This window comes from Blastococcus sp. SYSU DS0973 (genome assembly GCF_054051055.1).
The window spans coordinates 99,168-117,963 of sequence record NZ_JBJHAN010000008.1; the positions used below are offsets into that span (position 1 = coordinate 99,168).

21 protein-coding genes are annotated in these 18,796 nt (G+C 73.8%); 11 read left to right on the forward strand and 10 right to left on the reverse strand.

From position 1 onward, the window contains the following. The 3 genes from dut to ACI791_RS14260 all read right to left on the reverse strand — a co-directional run bounded on the left by dut (position 1) and on the right by ACI791_RS14260 (position 1,852). Positions 1 to 507, reverse strand: a complete 507-nt coding sequence (gene dut, locus ACI791_RS14250; protein WP_456586633.1) for a dUTP diphosphatase — start codon at positions 505 to 507, stop codon at positions 1 to 3. A gap of 84 nt (positions 508 to 591) precedes the next feature. Then, on the reverse strand, positions 592 to 1,476 hold the full coding sequence (locus ACI791_RS14255) for a hypothetical protein (RefSeq protein ID WP_456586634.1): 885 nt from the start codon (positions 1,474 to 1,476) through the stop codon (positions 592 to 594). Positions 1,477 to 1,552: 76 nt separating this feature from the next. Next, positions 1,553 to 1,852, reverse strand: coding sequence for a DUF4193 domain-containing protein (locus tag ACI791_RS14260; protein WP_269193554.1), 300 nt, complete (start codon positions 1,850 to 1,852; stop codon positions 1,553 to 1,555). A 284-nt stretch (positions 1,853 to 2,136) separates the two neighbouring features. On the opposite strand from ACI791_RS14260, the gene ACI791_RS14265 reads away from it, so the two are divergent. Beyond that, the gene (locus tag ACI791_RS14265) at positions 2,137 to 3,183 is read left to right on the forward strand and encodes a phosphotransferase family protein (RefSeq protein ID WP_456586635.1); all 1,047 of its coding nucleotides are present in this window, start codon (positions 2,137 to 2,139) and stop codon (positions 3,181 to 3,183) included. Positions 3,184 to 3,301: 118 nt separating this feature from the next. After that, complete coding sequence (locus ACI791_RS14270; protein WP_456586636.1) at positions 3,302 to 3,847, forward strand: LytR C-terminal domain-containing protein; 546 nt, start codon at positions 3,302 to 3,304, stop codon at positions 3,845 to 3,847. A gap of 13 nt (positions 3,848 to 3,860) precedes the next feature. Here the strand turns inward: ACI791_RS14270 and ACI791_RS14275 are convergent, their stop codons facing one another. Next, on the reverse strand, positions 3,861 to 4,691 hold the full coding sequence (locus ACI791_RS14275; RefSeq protein ID WP_456586637.1) for an inositol monophosphatase family protein: 831 nt from the start codon (positions 4,689 to 4,691) through the stop codon (positions 3,861 to 3,863). 59 nt (positions 4,692 to 4,750) lie between these two features. Between ACI791_RS14275 and ppgK the strand changes: the two genes are divergently transcribed. Continuing rightward, positions 4,751 to 5,494, forward strand: a complete 744-nt coding sequence (gene ppgK / locus ACI791_RS14280) for a polyphosphate--glucose phosphotransferase (RefSeq protein ID WP_456586638.1) — start codon at positions 4,751 to 4,753, stop codon at positions 5,492 to 5,494. Positions 5,495 to 5,766: 272 nt separating this feature from the next. Next, positions 5,767 to 7,098: an RNA polymerase sigma factor gene (locus tag ACI791_RS14285; protein ID WP_456586639.1), complete on the forward strand. Its 1,332-nt coding sequence runs from the start codon at positions 5,767 to 5,769 to the stop codon at positions 7,096 to 7,098. A 72-nt stretch (positions 7,099 to 7,170) separates the two neighbouring features. Here ACI791_RS14285 and ACI791_RS14290 read toward each other — a convergent pair whose 3' ends face one another. Then, positions 7,171 to 7,521 (reverse strand): hypothetical protein, encoded by a 351-nt coding sequence (locus tag ACI791_RS14290; RefSeq protein WP_456586640.1) that lies wholly within the window; start codon positions 7,519 to 7,521, stop codon positions 7,171 to 7,173. Positions 7,522 to 8,005: 484 nt separating this feature from the next. On the opposite strand from ACI791_RS14290, the gene ACI791_RS14295 reads away from it, so the two are divergent. The 3 genes from ACI791_RS14295 (at position 8,006) to ACI791_RS14305 (ending at position 11,707) form a co-directional block, all read left to right on the forward strand. Continuing rightward, positions 8,006 to 8,230, forward strand: a complete 225-nt coding sequence (locus ACI791_RS14295) for a DUF7455 domain-containing protein (RefSeq protein WP_091930645.1) — start codon at positions 8,006 to 8,008, stop codon at positions 8,228 to 8,230. Between the two features lie 142 nt (positions 8,231 to 8,372). Further along, entirely contained in the window at positions 8,373 to 10,559 is a 2,187-nt protein-coding gene (locus tag ACI791_RS14300) for a VanW family protein (RefSeq protein WP_456586641.1), read from the forward strand. Between the two features lie 83 nt (positions 10,560 to 10,642). Then, positions 10,643 to 11,707 (forward strand): YihY/virulence factor BrkB family protein, encoded by a 1,065-nt coding sequence (locus ACI791_RS14305; RefSeq protein ID WP_456586642.1) that lies wholly within the window; start codon positions 10,643 to 10,645, stop codon positions 11,705 to 11,707. Positions 11,708 to 11,831: 124 nt separating this feature from the next. On the opposite strand, the gene ACI791_RS14310 is transcribed toward ACI791_RS14305, so the two are convergent. Beyond that, positions 11,832 to 12,059, reverse strand: coding sequence for a DUF3039 domain-containing protein (locus tag ACI791_RS14310; RefSeq protein ID WP_347057261.1), 228 nt, complete (start codon positions 12,057 to 12,059; stop codon positions 11,832 to 11,834). Between the two features lie 90 nt (positions 12,060 to 12,149). Here ACI791_RS14310 and ACI791_RS14315 point away from each other — a divergent pair, with 90 nt between their 5' ends. Together ACI791_RS14315 and ACI791_RS14320 are read left to right on the forward strand one after the other, a co-directional pair. After that, positions 12,150 to 13,079, forward strand: a complete 930-nt coding sequence (locus ACI791_RS14315) for a pseudouridine-5'-phosphate glycosidase (protein ID WP_456586643.1) — start codon at positions 12,150 to 12,152, stop codon at positions 13,077 to 13,079. 8 nt (positions 13,080 to 13,087) lie between these two features. Continuing rightward, positions 13,088 to 13,972, forward strand: a complete 885-nt coding sequence (locus ACI791_RS14320; RefSeq protein ID WP_456586644.1) for a carbohydrate kinase family protein — start codon at positions 13,088 to 13,090, stop codon at positions 13,970 to 13,972. Positions 13,973 to 14,070: 98 nt separating this feature from the next. On the opposite strand, the gene ACI791_RS14325 is transcribed toward ACI791_RS14320, so the two are convergent. Together ACI791_RS14325 and ACI791_RS14330 are read right to left on the reverse strand one after the other, a co-directional pair. Next, entirely contained in the window at positions 14,071 to 14,409 is a 339-nt protein-coding gene (locus ACI791_RS14325) for a DUF3099 domain-containing protein (protein WP_456586645.1), read from the reverse strand. 107 nt (positions 14,410 to 14,516) lie between these two features. Next, positions 14,517 to 15,110, reverse strand: coding sequence for an HhH-GPD-type base excision DNA repair protein (locus ACI791_RS14330; RefSeq protein ID WP_456586646.1), 594 nt, complete (start codon positions 15,108 to 15,110; stop codon positions 14,517 to 14,519). Between the two features lie 303 nt (positions 15,111 to 15,413). Here ACI791_RS14330 and wrbA point away from each other — a divergent pair, with 303 nt between their 5' ends. Continuing rightward, a complete protein-coding gene (wrbA, locus tag ACI791_RS14335) occupies positions 15,414 to 16,016 on the forward strand; it encodes an NAD(P)H:quinone oxidoreductase (RefSeq protein WP_456586647.1) in 603 nt (200 codons plus the stop codon). Between the two features lie 467 nt (positions 16,017 to 16,483). On the opposite strand, the gene ACI791_RS14340 is transcribed toward wrbA, so the two are convergent. Together ACI791_RS14340 and ACI791_RS14345 are read right to left on the reverse strand one after the other, a co-directional pair. After that, positions 16,484 to 16,996, reverse strand: coding sequence for a GNAT family N-acetyltransferase (locus ACI791_RS14340; RefSeq protein ID WP_456586648.1), 513 nt, complete (start codon positions 16,994 to 16,996; stop codon positions 16,484 to 16,486). A gap of 142 nt (positions 16,997 to 17,138) precedes the next feature. After that, entirely contained in the window at positions 17,139 to 17,966 is an 828-nt protein-coding gene (locus ACI791_RS14345) for an alpha/beta fold hydrolase (RefSeq protein WP_456586649.1), read from the reverse strand. A gap of 233 nt (positions 17,967 to 18,199) precedes the next feature. Here ACI791_RS14345 and ACI791_RS14350 point away from each other — a divergent pair, with 233 nt between their 5' ends. Then, positions 18,200 to 18,727, forward strand: coding sequence for an ester cyclase (locus tag ACI791_RS14350; RefSeq protein ID WP_456586650.1), 528 nt, complete (start codon positions 18,200 to 18,202; stop codon positions 18,725 to 18,727). The last annotated feature ends 69 nt before the right edge of the window (positions 18,728 to 18,796 follow it).

Below are 18,796 nucleotides of genomic sequence, written 5' to 3' on the forward strand. Positions count from 1 at the left end.
TCAGTTCCGCCCCTCGAGTGCTGATGTGCCGGAGGACCCGGGTGCCGCGGCCCCGTGCCCGCCGGTGGAGCCGTGCCCGCCCTCGCCGCGGGCGCTGGCGGGGAGCGCGGGCACCGGCACGAACCGTGCCCGGACCACCGGCTGCACCACCAGCTGCGCGATGCGGTCCCCGCGGGCGAGCCGCAGCGGCGCCGCCGGGTCCAGGTTGATGAGGTTGACCATGATCTCGCCCCGGTACCCCGAGTCGATGGTCCCGGGGGCGTTCACCATGCTCAGCCCGAGCCGGTGCGCCAACCCCGAACGGGGGTGCACGAAGCCGGCGTAGCCTTCCGGGATCGCGACCGCGACCCCGGTGCCCACGAGCCGTCGCTCGAAGGGGGCCAGCTCGACGTCCTCGGAGGCCGTGAGGTCGGCGCCGGCGTCCCCGGGCAGCGCGTAGCGCGGCACCGCGCCGTCGGGCGCGGTCAGCAGGACGGGCACGTCCAGCTCGGCGGAGGGTTCGGGCACGCCGGCGACCCTATAAGGACCTCCCTGCCCCCTACCCCTCGCACGTTCGGGGCGGGGCCCGCAGGGAGGCCTCGGCCCGGCCGGCTACGCGGGTGGACGGCGCAGGTCGCCGAGGACCCGGCGGGCCAGGGTCTCGGTCGCCCGGCGGTTGACCCGCCCGGCGAGCGCCGCGCCGACCAGGAAGGGCGCCGCCGAGGGCACCGCGCCGGCCAGCCGCCGCGTCATCCGCCGCCGGAGGGCGCGCAGCCCCGCGGTGCCCAGCAGGGAGCCCAGGTCGGCCGCGCCGGGGCCGGTGACGGCGCGCTGGTCGGACCAGCTGCGGAGGTAGGCGTGGGCCCGTTCGGCAGCGTCACCGGGCGCCGGCCGCCCGTGGAGCTCGTGCAGCTCACCGATGAGCACCACCTCGACGGCGGCGACGAGGACCGTCTCCGCGCCCAGCTCCAGCGGGACGGCCAGCAGGGACGGCGGCGCGAACCAGTGCGCGGCCGACAGCCCGCCGGTGGCCGCACCGATCGCCGACGTCATGCGAGCCGTGCGCTGGACGAGGGCCTCGGCGATCTCCGTGTCCGACGCCCCGGGGTGGGCAGCCCGCAGGCGCGCGCGGTCCCGGATCGGCAGCCGGGGCACCGCCGCGGCCAGCAGGTCGCCGAGCAGGGCGCCGGGGTTGCGGGCGTCGCCGGGGACCGCGTGGTCGCCGGCGGACGTGCCCGCCGCGGGGCGGGGGGCCGACGGGCCGGTGCTGCCGTGGCCGCCGCCGAAGGCGCCGGCCACGGCACCCAGGACGTCCCGCAGGCCGCCGACCGGGGACCGGTCGGACCCGGTCCCGGTGAGCCCGGCGACCGCTTCGGCGACGGCGCGGCCGGCGCGGGCCAGCGGCCCGTCCTCCGCCGGCGGCGCCCCGGCCGGTGCGGGCACCGGGCGCGGGGGCGGGACGTCGCGTGGCGTGCCGGTGCGCGACCCCTCGGTCATCGGTCGTCCCTCCTGTGGTGGCCTCCTGCGAGGTCCCGCCGCGAGCCCGCGAGCGGTGGGGGCAGGGGGTCGTCTCTCAGGCGCAGTCGCGGCAGAACACCTGGTCACCGCGGGTGGCGGCCAGGCGGCTGCGGTGCTGCACCAGGAAGCAGCGCGAGCAGGTGAACTCGTCCTCCTGCTTGGGCAGGACGCGGACCGTGAGCTCCTCGTTCGAGAGGTCGGCGCCGGGGAGCTCGAGGTTCTCGTTGAAGTCGGTCTCGTCGACGTCGACCGACGAGGACTGCGCCTCGGCCCGCCGCGCCTTGAGCTCCTCGAGCGAGTCCTCGCCGAGCTCGTCGGTCTCGTTGCGGCGCGGGGCGTCGTAGTCGGTGGCCATGGGGTGTGCCCCTCCTCCGGGGTTGTCGCGGGCGTCGTGCCCGCTCGTCTGACGCGGCGCGGGGTACGTCGTCGTCCTGGCCGGTCGCCGGTGGGCGACCGGTGGGTCGGTGTGGGGGCAGCCCGCTGGCGCGGCGCCCGTCCACGCTGCCGGCTCCTCCTCACGTCGGGGCCGGCAGCCCGCCAACGCCGCACGGCCCCGATTTGTGCCCGCCTCCGCAGAGGTGACACATCGGGCCGGGAACGGGCGGGCGGCTGCGGAGCGCCAGAGGTTACCCTGCGCCGGTGTCGACTTCCCCGGGTGCCGATCCAGCCGTCGTAGGGCCCTACCTGGCCACCGCGCTCGGGGACGAGCGATGGCGATCGGTGCGGATCGAGCTGATCGCGGCAGGGATGTCCAACCTCACCTACGTGGTGACCCCGGAGGGCGGCCCGGCCGACGCCGCGGTCATCCTCCGGCGGCCTCCGACGGGTGCGGTGCTGGCCACCGCGCACGACATGGCACGCGAGCACCGGGTGATCTCCGCGCTGGAGCCCACGCCCGTGCCGGTACCCCGCACGCTGCACCTGTGCACCGACACCGAGGTGCTCGGTGCGCCCTTCTACGTGATGGAGCGGGTCGTGGGCGTGCACGTCACCCGTGAGATGCCCGCGGGCTACGCCGACGCCCCGGAGCAGCGGCGGGCGATCGGCGACGCCCTGGTGGACACCCTCGGGGCGCTGCACGGCGTCGACCCCGCGGCCGTGGGGCTGGCGGACTTCGGCCGCCCGGAGGGTTTCCTCGCCCGGCAGGTGCGCCGCTGGACGACGCAGTGGGAGGCCACCCGCGACCGCGACCGCCCGGACCTGGACGCGCTGGCCGCACGCCTGGCCGAGACGGTGCCGGACACCCAGCGGCCCGGGATCACCCACGGCGACTACCGCCTGGACAACTGCCTGCTCGACCCGGACACCCCGGGCCGGATCGCCGCGGTCCTGGACTGGGAGATGTCCACGCTCGGCGATCCGCTCACCGACCTCGGGATGATGCTCGTCTACTGGCCGGAGGCCGGCGAGGACCGCCCGTCCACGCAGAGCCCGGTCACCGCGCTGCCCGGTTTCCCGACGCGCCGGGAGGTCGCCGAGCGGTATGCGACCGTCACCGGCACCGACCTGTCGGAGCTGAACTGGTACCTCGCATTCGGGTTCTTCAAGTTCGCCGCGATCATCGCCGGCATCCTGGCCCGTTCCGCCGCCGGCGCGATGGCGGGCAAGGACACCAGCGGCTACGCCGAGCGGATCGGCCCCTGCGTGGAGCTGGGACGCGCCGCGCTGGACGACGATGTGATCTAGTCCGGTCCGCCGCCCCTAAGCTCAGACGACAGCTGTCCGCACCAGGACGCTGGCTCCACCGGCCCCCATCGGGCCCGGTGGGGCCACGCCTGCCGGGTCCTCGCCGAGGAGCATCACCGTGACCGAGCGCACCGTCCGCCCTCCGGTGCGCCCGCGCAGTGGTCGTCGGCCGCTCCCGCCGCTGATCTTCCTGCTCGTGCTGGCGCTGGCCGCTGGGGCGGTGTGGTGGACGGTCATCCGGCAGGACCGCGAGCGGCAGGCCGCGGAGGCGGCCGCCTGCTCGACGGCGGAGGCCGCGCCCCCGTCGCTGGATCCCGCCACCATCTCGGTGCGCGTGTTCAACTCCACCGATGAGGCGGGGCTCGCGCAGAAGGTCGCCGACGACCTCGCGGCCCGCGGGTTCACCGTGAGCGAGATCGCCAACGACCCGACCAGCCGCGAGGTCGAGGGCGTCGGGGAGGTGCGGCACGGATCCCCCGGCCGGGACGCGGCCCGCTTCCTCGCCGTCCACATGCCCGGGGCCGGCGACTACCCCGACACCCGGGCCACCGCCGTGGTCGACCTGGTGCTGGGCCCGGAGTTCGTCTTCCCGGACAGCCTGGCGACCCCGGAGCAGGTGGCCGAGGCCCTCGCCGGCGCGGAGGACGCGTCCGCCGGCTGCTGACCGCGCGACCGGCTCAGCGGTGCAGCTCGGCCAGCAGGGCGAGGAACGGCTCCGCGACCGACGGGGCGACGGCGACCACCATCGGCTCGCCGACCGGCGTGCCGGGCAGCCCGGTGACGACCGCACCGGCCTCCGCAGCCACCAGGACCCCGGCCGCGTGGTCCCACACGTTCAGGCCGAGCTCGTAGTACGCGTCGACGCGCCCGGCGGCCAGCGCGCACAGGTCGAAGGCGGCGCTGCCGGAGCGCCGGATGTCGCGCACCCGCGGCAGCAGCCGGGCCACGACCGCGCCCTGGGCAACCCGCTGCTCCACCCGGTAGCCGAAGCCCGTCGCCACCAGCGTGCGGTCCAGCGACTCGGGGCGGTTGACCTCCAGCCGCCGCACCGGGCGCCCCGGCGCCGCCAGCCACGCCCCACCGCCGGTCGTCGCGGTGAACAGCTCCCCCGTCGCCACGACGAGCACCACACCGGCCCGCACGATGCCGTCGACCTCGGCGGCGATCGAGATCGCGTACGCGGGGACGTCGTAGAGGAAGTTCACGGTGCCGTCGATCGGGTCGACGATCCAGCGGACGCCGCTGGTGCCCGCACGGGCGGCACCTTCCTCCCCCAGCACGCCGTCGTCGGGGCGACTTCCCAGGAGGCGCCGGACCAGCAGCTCCTCGCTGGCCGCGTCCACCGCCGTCACGACGTCCACCGGGCTGGACTTGGTGCTGACGTGCTCGGCCGCCGTGTCCCGCCCACGGGCCACGAGGACAGCCGCCTCGCGGGCGGCCGCCACGGCGAGGGCGAGCAGCGCGGCGGGCTCGGGAGCGGGTGCTCCGCCGGTCCGGGGAGAGGCCATGACCGGCATCCTGCCCCAGTGGTGCCCGGGCCGGTGGCGCCGCTCACTAACCTGTCGTCGTGCAGGGCTTCGGAGTGGACATCGGCGGCAGCGGCATCAAGGGGTGCCTGGTCGACCTGGACGAGGGGCGGCTCGTCGGCGAACGACTGCGCATCGAGACGCCGCAGCCCTCGCTGCCCGAGCCGGTCTACGACGTCGTGGCGCAGATCGTGGACGCCTTCGGCTGGACCGGCCGGGTGGGCGTCACGTTCCCGGGGGTGATGAAGTCCGGGGTGGCGCACACGGCGGCCAACGTGGAGAAGAGCTGGATCGGCACCGACGTCGACGCCGGGCTCTCCCAGCGCATCCCCGGCTCGGTGGAGACGCTCAACGACGCCGACGCCGCCGGCATCGCCGAGATGCGCTACGGCGCGGGCCGCGACCGCCGCGGCGTGGTGCTCATGCTCACGTTCGGCACCGGCATCGGCAGCGCCCTCTTCGTCGACGGGCAGCTGGTGCCGAACACCGAGTTCGGGCACATCCAGGTCGACGGCGAGGACGGCGAGCGGCGGGCCTCTGCGGCCGCGCGCGAGCGGGAGGAGCTCAGCTACCCCGAGTGGGCGCAGCGGGTCGACCGCTATCTCGACGTCCTGGAAGCGGGCCTGTGGCCGGACCTGATCATCGTCGGCGGCGGGGTGAGCAAGAAGGCGCACAAGTGGGTGCCGCTGCTGAGCACCCGCACCCCGGTGGTGCCCGCGGAACTGCAGAACGACGCCGGCATCGTCGGGGCCGCTCTGGCCGCGGCCGAGCACTTCGAGCCCTGACCGGCCGGTATGCCTCACCTGCCGGGGCGGTCCGTTCGCCCCGTCGGAGCGATGCGCTCCGATCCGAGGCGCTGGTCTCGACCGGCGACGTCGTTACAATGGTGAAGCCCCAGCCCGTCGCCCTTCAGCCGGGAGGGATTCCCCGACTGGATCGTGGCCAAACGCCGCGCCGGTTCGCCGGGTCCCCACCCACTCCAGGGCGCAGGCCGGAGCCGCTGCCCGAGGACCACACGGTCCCCCGGGGAACGAACCCAGCACGGGAAGGAACCTGAGTGCCCGCCGATCAGCCAGCACCGGAAGCAGCCGCAGCGAGCACCCCGCGCGCCAGGACGGCCGCAGCCGGTACCCGTGCCAAGAAGTCGGCCGCCGAGCCGGCCGCCGCACGGAAGAAGGCACCGGCCAAGGCCGCCGGCGCCAAGGGCCGCGCCAAGCCGACGATCACCCCGTCCCCGGGCACCGGCGAGGGTGCGGTGCTGACTGCCGTCGCCACCGAGGAGGGCGCTGTCGCCGTCATCGACGCAGGCTCCGAGGGCCTGAAGCTCGACGAGACGGTCGTCACCGGCAAGGACGGCGTCGAGGTCACAGCCGAGGAGGAGACCACCGAGGGCGGCACCAATTTCGAGTGGGACGAGGAGGAGGAGTCCGAGGCCCTGCGACAGGCCCGCAAGGACGCCGAGCTCACCGCGTCGGCCGACTCCGTCCGCGCCTACCTCAAGCAAATCGGCAAGGTCGCCCTTCTCAACGCCGAGGAGGAGGTCGACCTCGCCAAGCGCATCGAGGCCGGTCTCTACGGCGCCGAGCGGCTGCGCCAGGTCGAGGAGGAGGGCCAGAAGCTCTCCCCGCAGATGCGCCGCGACCTCAACTGGATCGTCCGCGACGGCGAGCGCGCCAAGAACCACCTGCTGGAGGCCAACCTCCGCCTCGTGGTCTCCCTGGCCAAGCGCTACACCGGCCGCGGCATGGCGTTCCTGGACCTGATCCAGGAGGGCAACCTCGGTCTCATCCGCGCGGTCGAGAAGTTCGACTACACCAAGGGCTACAAGTTCTCCACGTACGCCACCTGGTGGATCCGGCAGGCGATCACCCGCGCCATGGCCGATCAGGCCCGCACCATCCGCATCCCGGTGCACATGGTGGAGGTCATCAACAAGCTCGGCCGCATCCAGCGCGAGCTGCTCCAGGACCTGGGCCGCGAGCCCACCCCGGAGGAGCTGGCCAAGGAGATGGACATCACCCCGGACAAGGTGCTGGAGATCCAGCAGTACGCCCGGGAGCCCATCAGCCTCGACCAGACGATCGGTGACGAGGGTGACAGCCAGCTCGGCGACTTCATCGAGGACTCCGAGGCGGTCGTCGCCGTCGACGCGGTCAGCTTCACCCTGATGCAGGACCAGCTGACCAGCGTGCTGCAGACCCTCTCCGAGCGGGAGGCCGGCGTGGTCCGGCTGCGCTTCGGCCTCACCGACGGCCAGCCGCGCACCCTCGACGAGATCGGGCAGGTCTACGGCGTGACCCGTGAGCGGATCCGCCAGATCGAGTCGAAGACGATGTCGAAGCTGCGCCACCCCAGCCGCTCGCAGGTGCTGCGCGACTACCTCGACTGACGGACAGCTGGGAACGGGAACGACCAAGGGGCGTCCCGGCAGATGCCGGGACGCCCCTCGTCGCTCAGCCGATCAGGTGACCTGGTCGAAGGTCAGGTTGGTCTCCTGGTCGCCGTCGCTGTCGCAGTCGACGTCTTGGTCCACCGATCCGCCCCGGACCGCCTGCGTGGCCAGGACGGCCACGTTCCCCACGCTGAGGGCCGGGCACACCTGCGCCACGAGGTTGGCCGCGACACCGACTGCCACGTTGTTCTCGTTGAGGATGTTGCTGAGGATGTCGCCCGTCTCTACGTCGATCTCGGAGACGTTGACGTTGACCAGGCCCCGCTGCTGCGGCTGGGCTGCGGCCGTCGACGCGGTCGCGCCGACCAGGGCGGCACTGGCGGCCAGGGCGATGGCGGTGTTACGGGCGGTCCTTCGCATGGCTTCTCCTCGAGGTGGGGCTGTGAACCAGGTCACAACAACACACGATCACCGCGGCTCGCATGTCGATCTAGAAGAAGATCCGTCAGGCGGGACGCCGTCGTCGGTCTGCTGCGGAACGCCGGGATCGGACCGACGATCCGGTTGCGGCCGGGTCACGATGTCCCCGGATCGGGCCGTTCGGTCGGTTTGCGCAACCGCGATCGGGTAGACGGCGTAGCGTGGGACCCGTCAGAACAGCAGCGGACCCACGGTCGGACCGGTCACCCACCGGTCCGGCAGATGATCACCAGCACGTGCACCACCCGTCCCAGCCAGTGACGTCCCCTGCTAAACCCGCTCCACCCACGCCCGGCGTGTTACGGACTCATCTCATTCGGCGAGTCCGTGACGAACCGGGCGGGAACGGGAATCCGAGGGGCCATCCTGGCGCTGTGCAGGAGGCCGATCCGCAGCCGCGGGTCCGTGCGGTAGAGAGCGAGTGATGACCCAGATGACCCAGACGCTGACGACGACCCCCGCCGCCGACGACCTGGTCGTGCCCTTCCACTGCGACCGCTGCGGCGCACTTGCCAAGGTCCGTGTCGTGCTCGCCAACGGCAGCGACCTCGTGTTCTGCGGACACCACGCCCGCGAGTACGAGGGCAAGCTGCGTGACATCGCCGTCGACATCATCGACACTGAGGGCGAGCAGCGCGTAACCGCGTGAGAGAGGCGCTATCGTCGCGCCCGCGATGACCGCCTCACCCGACGACGCCGCCGCGTCCGACGCCCCGCCTCGTGCGGGCGCCGGGCCGGCGGCTCCGTCGTCTGTGGGGACTCCCGGTCGGCGGCGACCGGAGGAAACCCCCATGTCCCAGCACCACGCGCCCGACGAGACGGTGCGCATGCGTCCCGACGCCGGCGACGGGCCCCCACCGCCCACGGGCTCGGTCCCGGCGGCCTACGAGGCCGGGCCGGACGACACCCGTCCGGTGGGGCGGGACTGGCAGCGGGGCGCACCTGCCGCCTCCGCGGTCACCGCCGAGGACTCGTCAACCGGCTCGGAGCCGGTGGACGACGACGCTGCCGGCAGCGGCCGCATCGAGGTGGAGGCGGACGCACCCGCGGCGGACGACGACAGCGCACGGACCGCCGTCGTCCCTCCCGTCGACGACCACGACGCCACGGACGCCGCGCCCCACGAGCCGGCCCCCCAGGACGCCGGTGCCGCCGGTCCCCCGCCGTCGGGACAGGACGCCCACGGCGGCCCTCGCGGCCCCTGGTGGCGGCGCCGCGCAGCCCTGGTGCCCGCCGGGGTCCTGGCCGCGCTGGCCGCCCTCTACGGCGTGGACCTGGTCGCGGCCTCCGGTGAGGTGCCGCGGAACACCGTCGTCGCCGGTGTCGACGTCGGCGGGCTCTCCGCCGCGGCGGCGGCCCAGCGGCTGGAGGAGCAGCTCGCCCCCCGCGTCGTGGCCGACCACCCCGTGACCGCCGCCGACGTGACGGCCACCCTCTCCCCCGCCACGGCGGGCATCACCCTCGACGTGCCCCGCACCGTGGACGCGGCCGAGGAGCAGCCGCTCAACCCCTGGACGCGGCTGGTCACCCTCGTCGCCGACCGCGAGGTGGAGCCGGTGATCACCGGCGAGGAGACGGCGCTCAACGCGCAGATCGAGGGCATCGCCGCGCGGGTCGACCGAGCTCCGCAGGACGCCACCATCGCCATCGAGGGGACCACGCCCTCGGTCGTGGAGGCGGTGGACGGCCGGACGCTCGACCGGGAGGGCGCAGCCGAGGCGATCACCGATGCGCTGGCCTCCGGTGGGGACCCGAGCACGCCGATCGAGCTGCCCGTCGAGGTGATCCCCGTGGCCGTCGACGTCGAGGAGGCGCAGCGCGTCCTCGAGGAGACCGTCACGCCTGCCCTGGCGGCGCCGGTGCAGGTGGTCAGCCAGGACGGCAGCACCTCCGCCGAGGTGCCGGTCGAGGCGCTCGCCACCGCCCTCACCTTCACGCCGACCGACGACGGCGAGCTCTCCGTCGGCCTCGACCCCGCGGCCCTGCAGGACGCGCTCGGCGACGAGCTCGGCGCGTTCGGCACCCCTGCACAGGACGCCCGCTTCGAGATCTCCGGCGGCTCGGTCAGCGTCGTGCCGTCGGTCGACGGGACCGGCATCGCACCGGCGCACCTGGTCGAGCAGCTGCTGCCGGTGCTCAGCCAGGAGGCGCCGCGGTCGGTCACCGCCGAACTGGGCCCGGTGCCCGCCGAGTTCACGACCGCGGAGGCCGAGGCGCTCGGCATCCGCGAGCAGATCTCCAGCTTCACCACCAACATCGGCAACCCGGCCAGCGGGACCAACATCCGGGTGGTCGCCGAGGAGGTCGACGGCGCGATCATCATGCCCGGCGAGACCTTCAGCCTGAACGGCTTCACCGGGCCGCGCGGCCTGGCGCAGGGCTACGTCGAGGCCGGGGTCATCAACAACGGCGAGTTCACCACCGCCGTCGGCGGCGGCATCAGCCAGTTCGCCACCACCATGTTCAACGCCGTCTTCTTCGCCGGGCTCGAGGACGTCTTCCACAAGCCGCACAGCTACTACATCAGCCGCTACCCGGCCGGCCGCGAGGCGACGGTCTACTACGACTCGATCGACCTCAAGTGGCGCAACGACGGCGACACCGGCGTCTACGTCGACACCGCGTGGACCCCGGGGACGATCACGGTGACCTTCTACGGGACCAAGCGCTACGAGATCCAGTCGATCAGCAGCGACCGGTACAACCTCCGCCAGCCGGTGGTACAGGAGAAACCGGCCAGCCCGACCTGCGAGCCGCAGTCGGGGTCGACCGGCTTCGACATCACCGTCACCCGGGTGTTCCGCGCCCTCAGCACGGGAGCGGAGCTGAGGCGGGAGAACTTCCAGACCCGCTACGCCGCCGAGCCGATCATCGTCTGCGTGCCGGAGGAACCCCCTCCGGCCGGTCCCGAGGGCACCGCACCCGGCGGCGCCCCGGCGACCGGCGGGCGGCGCCCCGCCCGTCCGCGGACGCTCTGACGCCCTCCACCGGGCCGGCCGGCGGGGTGCCGCCAGCGGCTCCCCCACCCGTCGGCGACGGCGCTCCCATGCACACTGTGCAGGTGAGCGCCGTCCTGCCCAGCGGCTCGCCCGCCCGGGCCGGTGCGGACGAGCAGCCGGACGCCGTCCCCGGCACGGGAGGCGGCGCGACGCGGGCCGACGTCCCCGCACCGTCCCGGCTGCGCCGCTGGCCGGCGCCGCTGCGGGTGCCCCTGCAGGTCCTCGGGCGGACGCTGGCGAAGGCCTGGCAGGACCGCATCCTCGGGCTGTCGGCGGAGGCCGCGTTCTGGCAGATCCTCTCCGTGCCCCCGCTGCTCATCGGGTTGCTCGGGTCACTGGGCTACCTGGGCGACATCATCGGTGGCGACGCCGTCCGGATGATCGAGGACCAGCTCCTCGACGCGTCGTCGCAGGTCCTCACCGACGACGTCGTCGACAGCCTGGTGCGGCCCACCTTGGCCGACATCCTCGGCTCCGGCCGGCTCGAGGTGGTCAGCCTCGGCTTCCTGCTGTCGCTGTGGGCGGGCTCCTCGGCGACGGCGACCTTCATGAACACCACGGTCATCGCCTATGACCAGCGGGACGTGCGCGGCCCGATCCGCACCCGGCTCATGGCGCTGTGGCTGTTCGTCGTCGGGCTGCTGCTGGCGGTGCTGACCCTGCCGCTGCTGGTGCTGGGCCGCGGCACCCTGGCCGATCTGGTGCCCCCGGACTGGCGCAACACCACGGTGACGCTGATCAACGCCGTCTACTGGCCCATCGTGGTCATCGGGCTGCTGCTGGCGCTCACCAGCTTCTTCCACGTGATCCTGCCGAACCGGCTGCCGTGGCGGCGGCATCTGCCCGGCGCACTGCTCAGCCTGGTGTTCTTCCTGCTCGCCGCGCTGCTGCTGCGCGCCTACATCGGCGACTTCCTCACCACGGCCCTCCCCTACGGAGCGCTCGCGGCACCGATCGGCGCGCTGCTGTTCTGCTTCTTCTTCGGCATGGCCGTGCTGCTCGGCGCCGAGCTCAACGCCACGATCCAGTCCCGCTGGCCGGCGCCGCTGAGCCGGCACGACCGGCGGCGCCGGGCCCGCCGCCAGGCCAAGCTCGACGACGAGGCCCGGCGGCTGGGGCTGCGGTGACGATGACCCTGCGGTCCTCCCGGACCGCACCGCGGGCGATGACGCCGTCGTCCTCCGGACGGTGTCGGCCCCGCTGCAGGGTCCCGCCACGAGCCTGCGAGCGGTGGGGGGCAGCGGGGTCCTCCTACTTGCGGAGCTGCTCGTAGACCTCCTTGCAGGCCGGGCACACCGGGCTGCCGGGCTTGGGGGTCTTGGTCACGGGGAAGACCTCCCCGCACAGGGCCTCGACGAGCGTGCCCATCACGGCGCTCTCGGCGATCTTGTTCTTCTTGACGTAGTGGAAGACCTCGTTGGCGTTGCCGGTGTCGGACTCGCGGACGTCCGGCCGCTCGAGGATGTCGCTGCTGCTCATGCGGGCTCCCTGCTCGACGGTCCAGTCGTGCGGTGGCCGCGCGGCCGGGGTCGCCGCCGTGCTCCCGCACCCGCCGACCATGATGACAGGGTGCACGCCGCGACCACCCCTCCCCGCCCGATCCTGTCCCCCGAGGTCGCCGGCGCCCTGCGCGACGGCCGCCCCGTCGTCGCGCTGGAGAGCACCCTGCTGGCCCACGGCCTCCCCCGGCCGGACAACCGCGCGGCTGCCGACGACGTCGAGGCCGCAGTCCGCGCCGGCGGCGCCGTCCCCGCCACGATCGCCGTCCTCGACGGGGTGCCGCACGTCGGCCTGACGCCCGCCGAGGTCGACCGGGTCTGCGCCGATCCCGAGCTGGCCAAGCTCGGTGTCCGGGACCTGCCGGTCGCCGCCGCCCTGGGGCTGAGCGGCGCCACCACCGTCTCCAGCACCGCGCTGCTGGCCGAGGCCGCCGGGATCGCCGTCTTCGCCACCGGTGGGCTGGGCGGCGTGCACCGGCAGGCGGCCGGCACCTTCGACGAGTCGGCCGACCTGACGGCGCTGTCCCGCACGTCCCTGGTCCTGGTGTGCGCCGGCGTGAAGTCGATCCTCGACGTCCCGGCGACCCTGGAGCGGCTGGAGTCGCTCTCGGTGACGGTGCTCGGGTACCGCACCACCACGTTCCCGGGCTTCTACGTCGCCGACTCCGGGTCGACGCTGGACTGGTCGGTCGCCGACGCCGAGCAGGCCGCCGCGGTGTTCGCCGCCCGCCGGCAGCTCGCCCCCGGCGCCGTCGTCGTCGCCAACCCGCTGCCGGCCGACGAGCAGCTCGACCCGGTGCTGCACGACCGGGTCATCGCCGACGCGCTCGCGGCGGCCGACGCCGCCGGGGTGCGCGGCAAGACCGTCACGCCGTTCCTGCTCGACCACCTGCACCGCGCCAGCGAGGGCGCCACCCTGGCGGTCAACGTCCGGCTGGTGCTGCGCAACGCGGAGCTCGCCGGCCGGATCGCCTCGGCGCTGGCCGCCCGCGCGGCCTGACCGCGGCCGTGCGCACCCCCGTCGTCGTCGTCGGCGACGTGGCCACCGACGTCGTCGTCGTGCTGTCGGGCGAGCCCGCGCCCGGCTCGGACCGGCCGGCCTCGATCGTCAGCCGCGGCGGGGGCGCCGGCGCGAACGTCGCCACGCACCTGGCCCGACTGGGAACGCCGACGGTGCTGGCCGGCTGCATCGGCGACGACTCCCCAGGGGCCGGACTGGCCGCCGAGCTCTCGGCGGCCGGCGTGGAGCTGCGGCTGCGCACCGTGCCGGGGGCTCCGACGGGCACGATCGTCAGCCTCGTCGATCGCGACGGGCAGCGGAGCATGCTGGCCGACCGCGGCGCCAATCTGGTCCTGCGCCCGGCCGACGTGCCCGCTCCGGTCCCGGGCGGGCACCTGCACCTGCACCTGTCGGGCTACACGCTGCTCGACCCCGGGCCACGCGACGCCGGGGTTGCGGCGCTGCGCGCGGCGACGAGCGCCGGGTGCACCGTCTCGGTCGACCCGGCGTCGTCCGGCCCGCTGCGCCGCTACGGGGTGGACCGGTGGCTGGCCGACACGGCGGGGGCGACGCTGGTGCTGCCCAACGCCGACGAGGCGCGGCTGCTCACCGGCTGCCCGGACCCGACCGACGCTGCGCGCGCGCTGGCTGCCCGGCACCCGGTCGCGGTGGTGACCCTGGGGCCGGACGGCGCGCTGTGGGTGGCCGGCGACGAGGTGGTCCACCGCCCCGCCCGGCCGGCGACGGTCGTGGACACGACGGGCGCCGGTGACGCCTTCGCGGCCGGGCTGCTGCACGCCTGGCTGGGTGCGCGAGGGGCCGCCCCCGCGGCGGCCCTGGACGCCGGGCTGGCGTGCGCGGCCGAGGTGGTGCGCCGCCCGGGCGCCCGCTGATGCCGGCCCCTGCACGAGCTGCCCGCCGTGGTCTCGGCCGGATCGATCGTGCTCCGGGTGCCGATCGGGCGGCACCCCGGCGGACGCCGCCGGAACGCTCAGCCCTCGATGATCCGCACGGATCGGGCGGGGTTCTCCAGGACCCGGTCGGGACGCACGTCGACGCCCTTGAGGCGGGTCCTGGGCTTGGGTGGCCGGTCGTTGGCCATCACCACGGCGATCCACGGCAGCACCGTGCCGAGGACGGCGAGGATGACCATCAACCAGACGACCTGGTAGAAGACGGCGGCCAGCACCAGCGCCAGGCCACGGATGGCCATGGTCATGGCGTAGCGCCGCTTCCGGGCTGCCTGCTGGTCGGTCAGGCTCGGGGCGGCCTCGGTGATGAGCACCGGCTCCGGTCGGCGCGACCGCGTGAACTGCTGGCTCGAGGCCACGGGCACTCTTCCCTCCGCTGGCCGGGGTGCCGCGGAGGGTGACCCCGCCGTCTCCCGGACCACCCCCATGGTGCCACCGCGACGGACCCCGTGCAGGTGCCCCGGCATCAGCTCCCCGGCGTCTGCTTCGCCGCCTTCGCGGCCTGCTTCTGCTCCTGCTTGACGGCCCGCACCTCGGCCAGCGACCCGGGACCGGTGATGTCGGCGACCGAGCGCCGGGAGCCCTCGGCGCCGTAGTCGCCGGCGGCCTCGCGCCAGCCCGGCGGGGTGACGCCGTACTGCTTGCCGAGGAGCGCGAGGAAGATCTTCGACTTCTGCGCCCCGAAGCCCGGCAGCCCGTTGAGGCGCTTCAGCAGCGCGGCACCGTCCGGGACGTCGGCCCACAGCCCGTCGGCGCGCCCGTCGTACCGCTCCACCAGCGCGCGGCACACCTCCTGCGCGCGGCCGGCCATCGAACCGGGGTAGCGGTGGAGGGCGGGCGGCCCCCGGAAGACGCGGACCAGCTCCTCGGGGTCCATGTCGGCCAGCTGCCCGGCCGACAGCGTCCGCACCCCGAGCCGGTCGGCCAGCAGCCGCGGAGCACCGAACGCCCGCTCCATCGGGAACTGCTGGTCCAGCAGCATGCCAAGAAGTAGGGCGAGCGGGTCGCGGCTCAGCAGCTCGTCGGCGGCGTCCTCTTGGGCGATGCGGAGGTTCGGCACACCGAGATGGTGCCGTAGAGCGATCCCGTCGCAATCACCACCGAGCACCGCGGGCCGTATGGTCCCGCCAGTGGACGATGCGCCTGCCAGAGATCTCGTTCCAGGCCTTGTGAACGAGCGCTGACTTCCGGCTTCGCTCTACTCCGGCCACCACCACGCCGTCCGCATCCTGGGCGCCGGGCGCCACTTCCCGACATGCATAACGAGGCGGCGCGCGGTAGCGTCCAACAGTAGTTGAGCATTCAATGAGATGCGCCGACTGTGTGGTCCGCCATGTCCGAACCCACCCGCTACAGGAGAACCGTGCCCAACATCGCTGTCGTCTACTACTCGTCGACCGGGAACGTCCACCAGCTCGCCGCCGCTGTTGCTGACGGCGCCCGTGAAGCCGGGGCCGAGGTCCGCCTGCGCCGAGTTCCCGAGCTGGCTCCCGAGGAGGCCATCGACTCCAACCCGCTGTGGCGCGCCCACGTGGACACCACCGCCGATCAGGTCGAGGTGGCCACGCCGGCGGACCTCGAGTGGGCCGACGGCTACGCCCTGGGCACGCCGACCCGATTCGGCACCCCCGCAGCCCAGATGAAGCAGTTCATCGACACCCTCGGTGGGCTCTGGTTCACCGGGAAGCTGGCCAACAAGGGCGCCACCGCCTTCACCAGCGCGCAGAACGTCCACGGCGGCCAGGAGTCGACGATCCTGACACTGTTCAACGTGTTCTCCCACTTCGGGGCGGTCATCGTGCCGCCCGGCTACACCGACCCCCTGCTGCTCGAGGCCGGCGGGAACCCCTACGGCATCTCCAACGCCTCGGGCGGCCAGGCGGCGACCGCCAACCAGGCCGAGCTGGCCGCGGCCCGCTACCAGGGCCGCCGCCTCGCCGAGGTGACCGCCAAGCTCGTCGCCTGACATGGATCACGGTTCCTGGGGCTGCTCCGCGGACTCGCCCCAGGAACCGACCAGATCCGCAATCCCGGCGCTACCACCGCAAGGTCGCCAGCGCCTCCCCTGCCCATACGGCACGGAGCGGGAACTCCACCCCGTCATGGGTCACCGGGCGCGTCGGCTGCCGCCCTTCCGGGGGCCACGCGGGTAGCGAGTGACTCTCGCGCCGCGGCCGCTCCGCGCGGAAGTCGCGGTCAGAACCGGCCCCTCTCGTCCCGGCGGGTCGAACTGGAGTCGACTTCTTCAGCTGCTTCGTCGACGCATGTGCTGGTCGAGCAGCATCCCGATCAGCAGCGCCAGCGGGTCGCGGGAGAGCAGGTCGTCCTTGGCGATGCGGATCGTGGGCACGCGACGATGGTGTCGCACAGCGGTCCGGCCGCGACCATCCGCCGCGGAGGTCACGTTCCGGCAGGCCGGGCACCTCGGCAGCGCTACAGGCGGTCGAAGGCGGGGGCGTAGTGGAACTGGCCCGCGACGTCGTCGGTCCAGGCGGTCAGCCGGCGGATCTGGAAGTGCGCGCCCCATCCCGGGTCGGGAGGACGGACACCTACCTGGTGGGCCGGCAGGAACCCGAAGCCTCCGTAGTAGCCCACGTCGCCGAGCAGGGCCACGCACGGCTCGACCAGCGCGTCCGCGGCGGCGAGCACCCCGTGCATCAGGGCCTGTCCGACGCCGCGTCGCTGCCGGGCGGGCACGACGCCCAGGGGACCGAGGCCCAGCGCAGGACGGCCCTCGATGTCGCCTCTGCTGCAGAGGACGTGGCCCACCACCTCGCCGCCGAGCTCGGCGACCAGCGAGAGACCGGGAACGACATCGCCGTCCTCGCGGAGAGCGTCCACGAGGTGTGCCTCTCCCGGAACGCCACCGCTGGGCAGCGCGAAGGCCGCAGCATGGACGGCACGCACCGCCTCGCGGTCCCGGGGCAACTCACGACGCACGATCACCGGGCCATCGTCATCCCGGGACCGACCGAGAACAATCGATTTACCCGTGCCGTTCGATCCGCCTCCTGCCATCCCCGGGACTGCCCGTGCGCCGGCCGACGATGACCAGCGGCGGCGTCAGTTGCTGCGCTGCGCGGGTCGGTCAAGGGGCGACGACACGAGCATCCAGCCATGCCCGCAGTTCGTCGGCCAGGGCCACCGGTTGGTCGAGGTGGAGGAGGTGGCCCGCATCCTCGACGAGCCGCAACGTCGCGCCGGGGATCGCACGGTGCAGCGCTGCCGCCCGATCGACGGGGATCCAGCCGTCCTCGGTTCCCCAGACGATGTGCACCGGCGCCCCGACGTGGCCCAGCAGCGGGCGGAGCTCGTCGGTGAACCGCTCGTCGGCCTGAGCGATCTGCCGGTAGAAGGCAGGCTGGCCGTCGCTCGTCAGCCACGGCGCGATGAGCTCGCTGAGTCGCTCCTCGGACAGGCCCCGGTAGCTGGCGGTCTCCATGTAGGCGCGCAGCGCCCCCTCGTGCACGGCCCGGGGTAGCCGCGAGAACACCTCGGCGTTCTCCCTGACCAGGGCGAAGAACGGCGATCCCCAGGGGCTGAGCGCGACCACGTCCACCAGGAACAGCGAGGCGTACTGCCGGGCGTGGAGCAGGTGGCCACCGAGCGCCACCGCGCCACCGAAGTCGTGCGCCACCACGTGCGGTTCCTCGAGGTCCCACTCCGCGAGGAGGGCGGCGAACAACTCCGCCTGGGTCCCCAGGTCCACGGCGTGGGCCGGGTCCTTCGAGGAGAGCCCGTACCCGGGCATGTCCCACAGGTACACGGTGAGGTTCCTGCTCAGCGCCTTCGCGAAGGGCGCCCACAGCACGGACGACCACGGCGTCCCGTGGCAGAACACCACCGCCGGGCCCGACCCGTTCCGGGTCCACGCAACCGTCCGGCCCCGCCACCGGAATCGCTCGTCGAGCTGCACGGTGCTCCTCCTGCTCCTCCCACCGGAGCAGCACCCGGCGCCCACGGGCGTCCTGGTCGGCGCCCTGCGCTGCTCAGATCCTCTCGAGGGCTGCCCGACCCTCCCGCTGCGTCCGCACCCCATCAGCAGTGCGGCCAGGCCGACGGCGGACCAGGCAGCGACAGGCCGCCACACCCATCCGGCCGCACGGACTCCACTGTTCCTCCACGGACTTCCGACATACTCTCCGGCACATGGGGGACGGAACCCAGGAGCGCATCGCAAGCGATGCCGATCGCTTCGCGGAGCAGTTCTTCCGCGAGTGGACCGGTGCGGGTAACCGGGGGGACTGGCCGGCGTTCGAGGCGATGCTGCACGAAGACGTGACGCTCGTCGACCCTCTCGAGTCCGAACCAGCCATCGGCAGGACAGCCGTGCTGGCACGAGCCAAGGCGCAGTACGCCCCGTTCCCGGACGGCCGCGTCGACGTCGTCGGTGTGCCGTTCGCCACCGCCGACCGGAGCGCACTCGGCTACCAGTGGCGTTTCGTCGGCACGCACGAGAGGCCGATCGAGCCGCCGGGCTTCGCCCCGACCGGAGTACGCCTGTGCCTCGAGGGGATGTCGTATCTGCAGTTGGAGCAGGGGCGGGTCAGGTCCCTACGCCTGTACTTCGACACCACCGAGGTAGCGCGGCAGATCGGCGCTGCACCTCCGCGGGGCGGTCGTCTCGAGCGGCTGGCCGTGGCAGCTCAACGCATGCGGGCCCGGCGTCGACGCTGAGGCCACGCCGGCGGCCTCGGATGCCTACCCGCGTGGGCAGACGGCGCTGCCCGCCGGCGGACGCCGCCG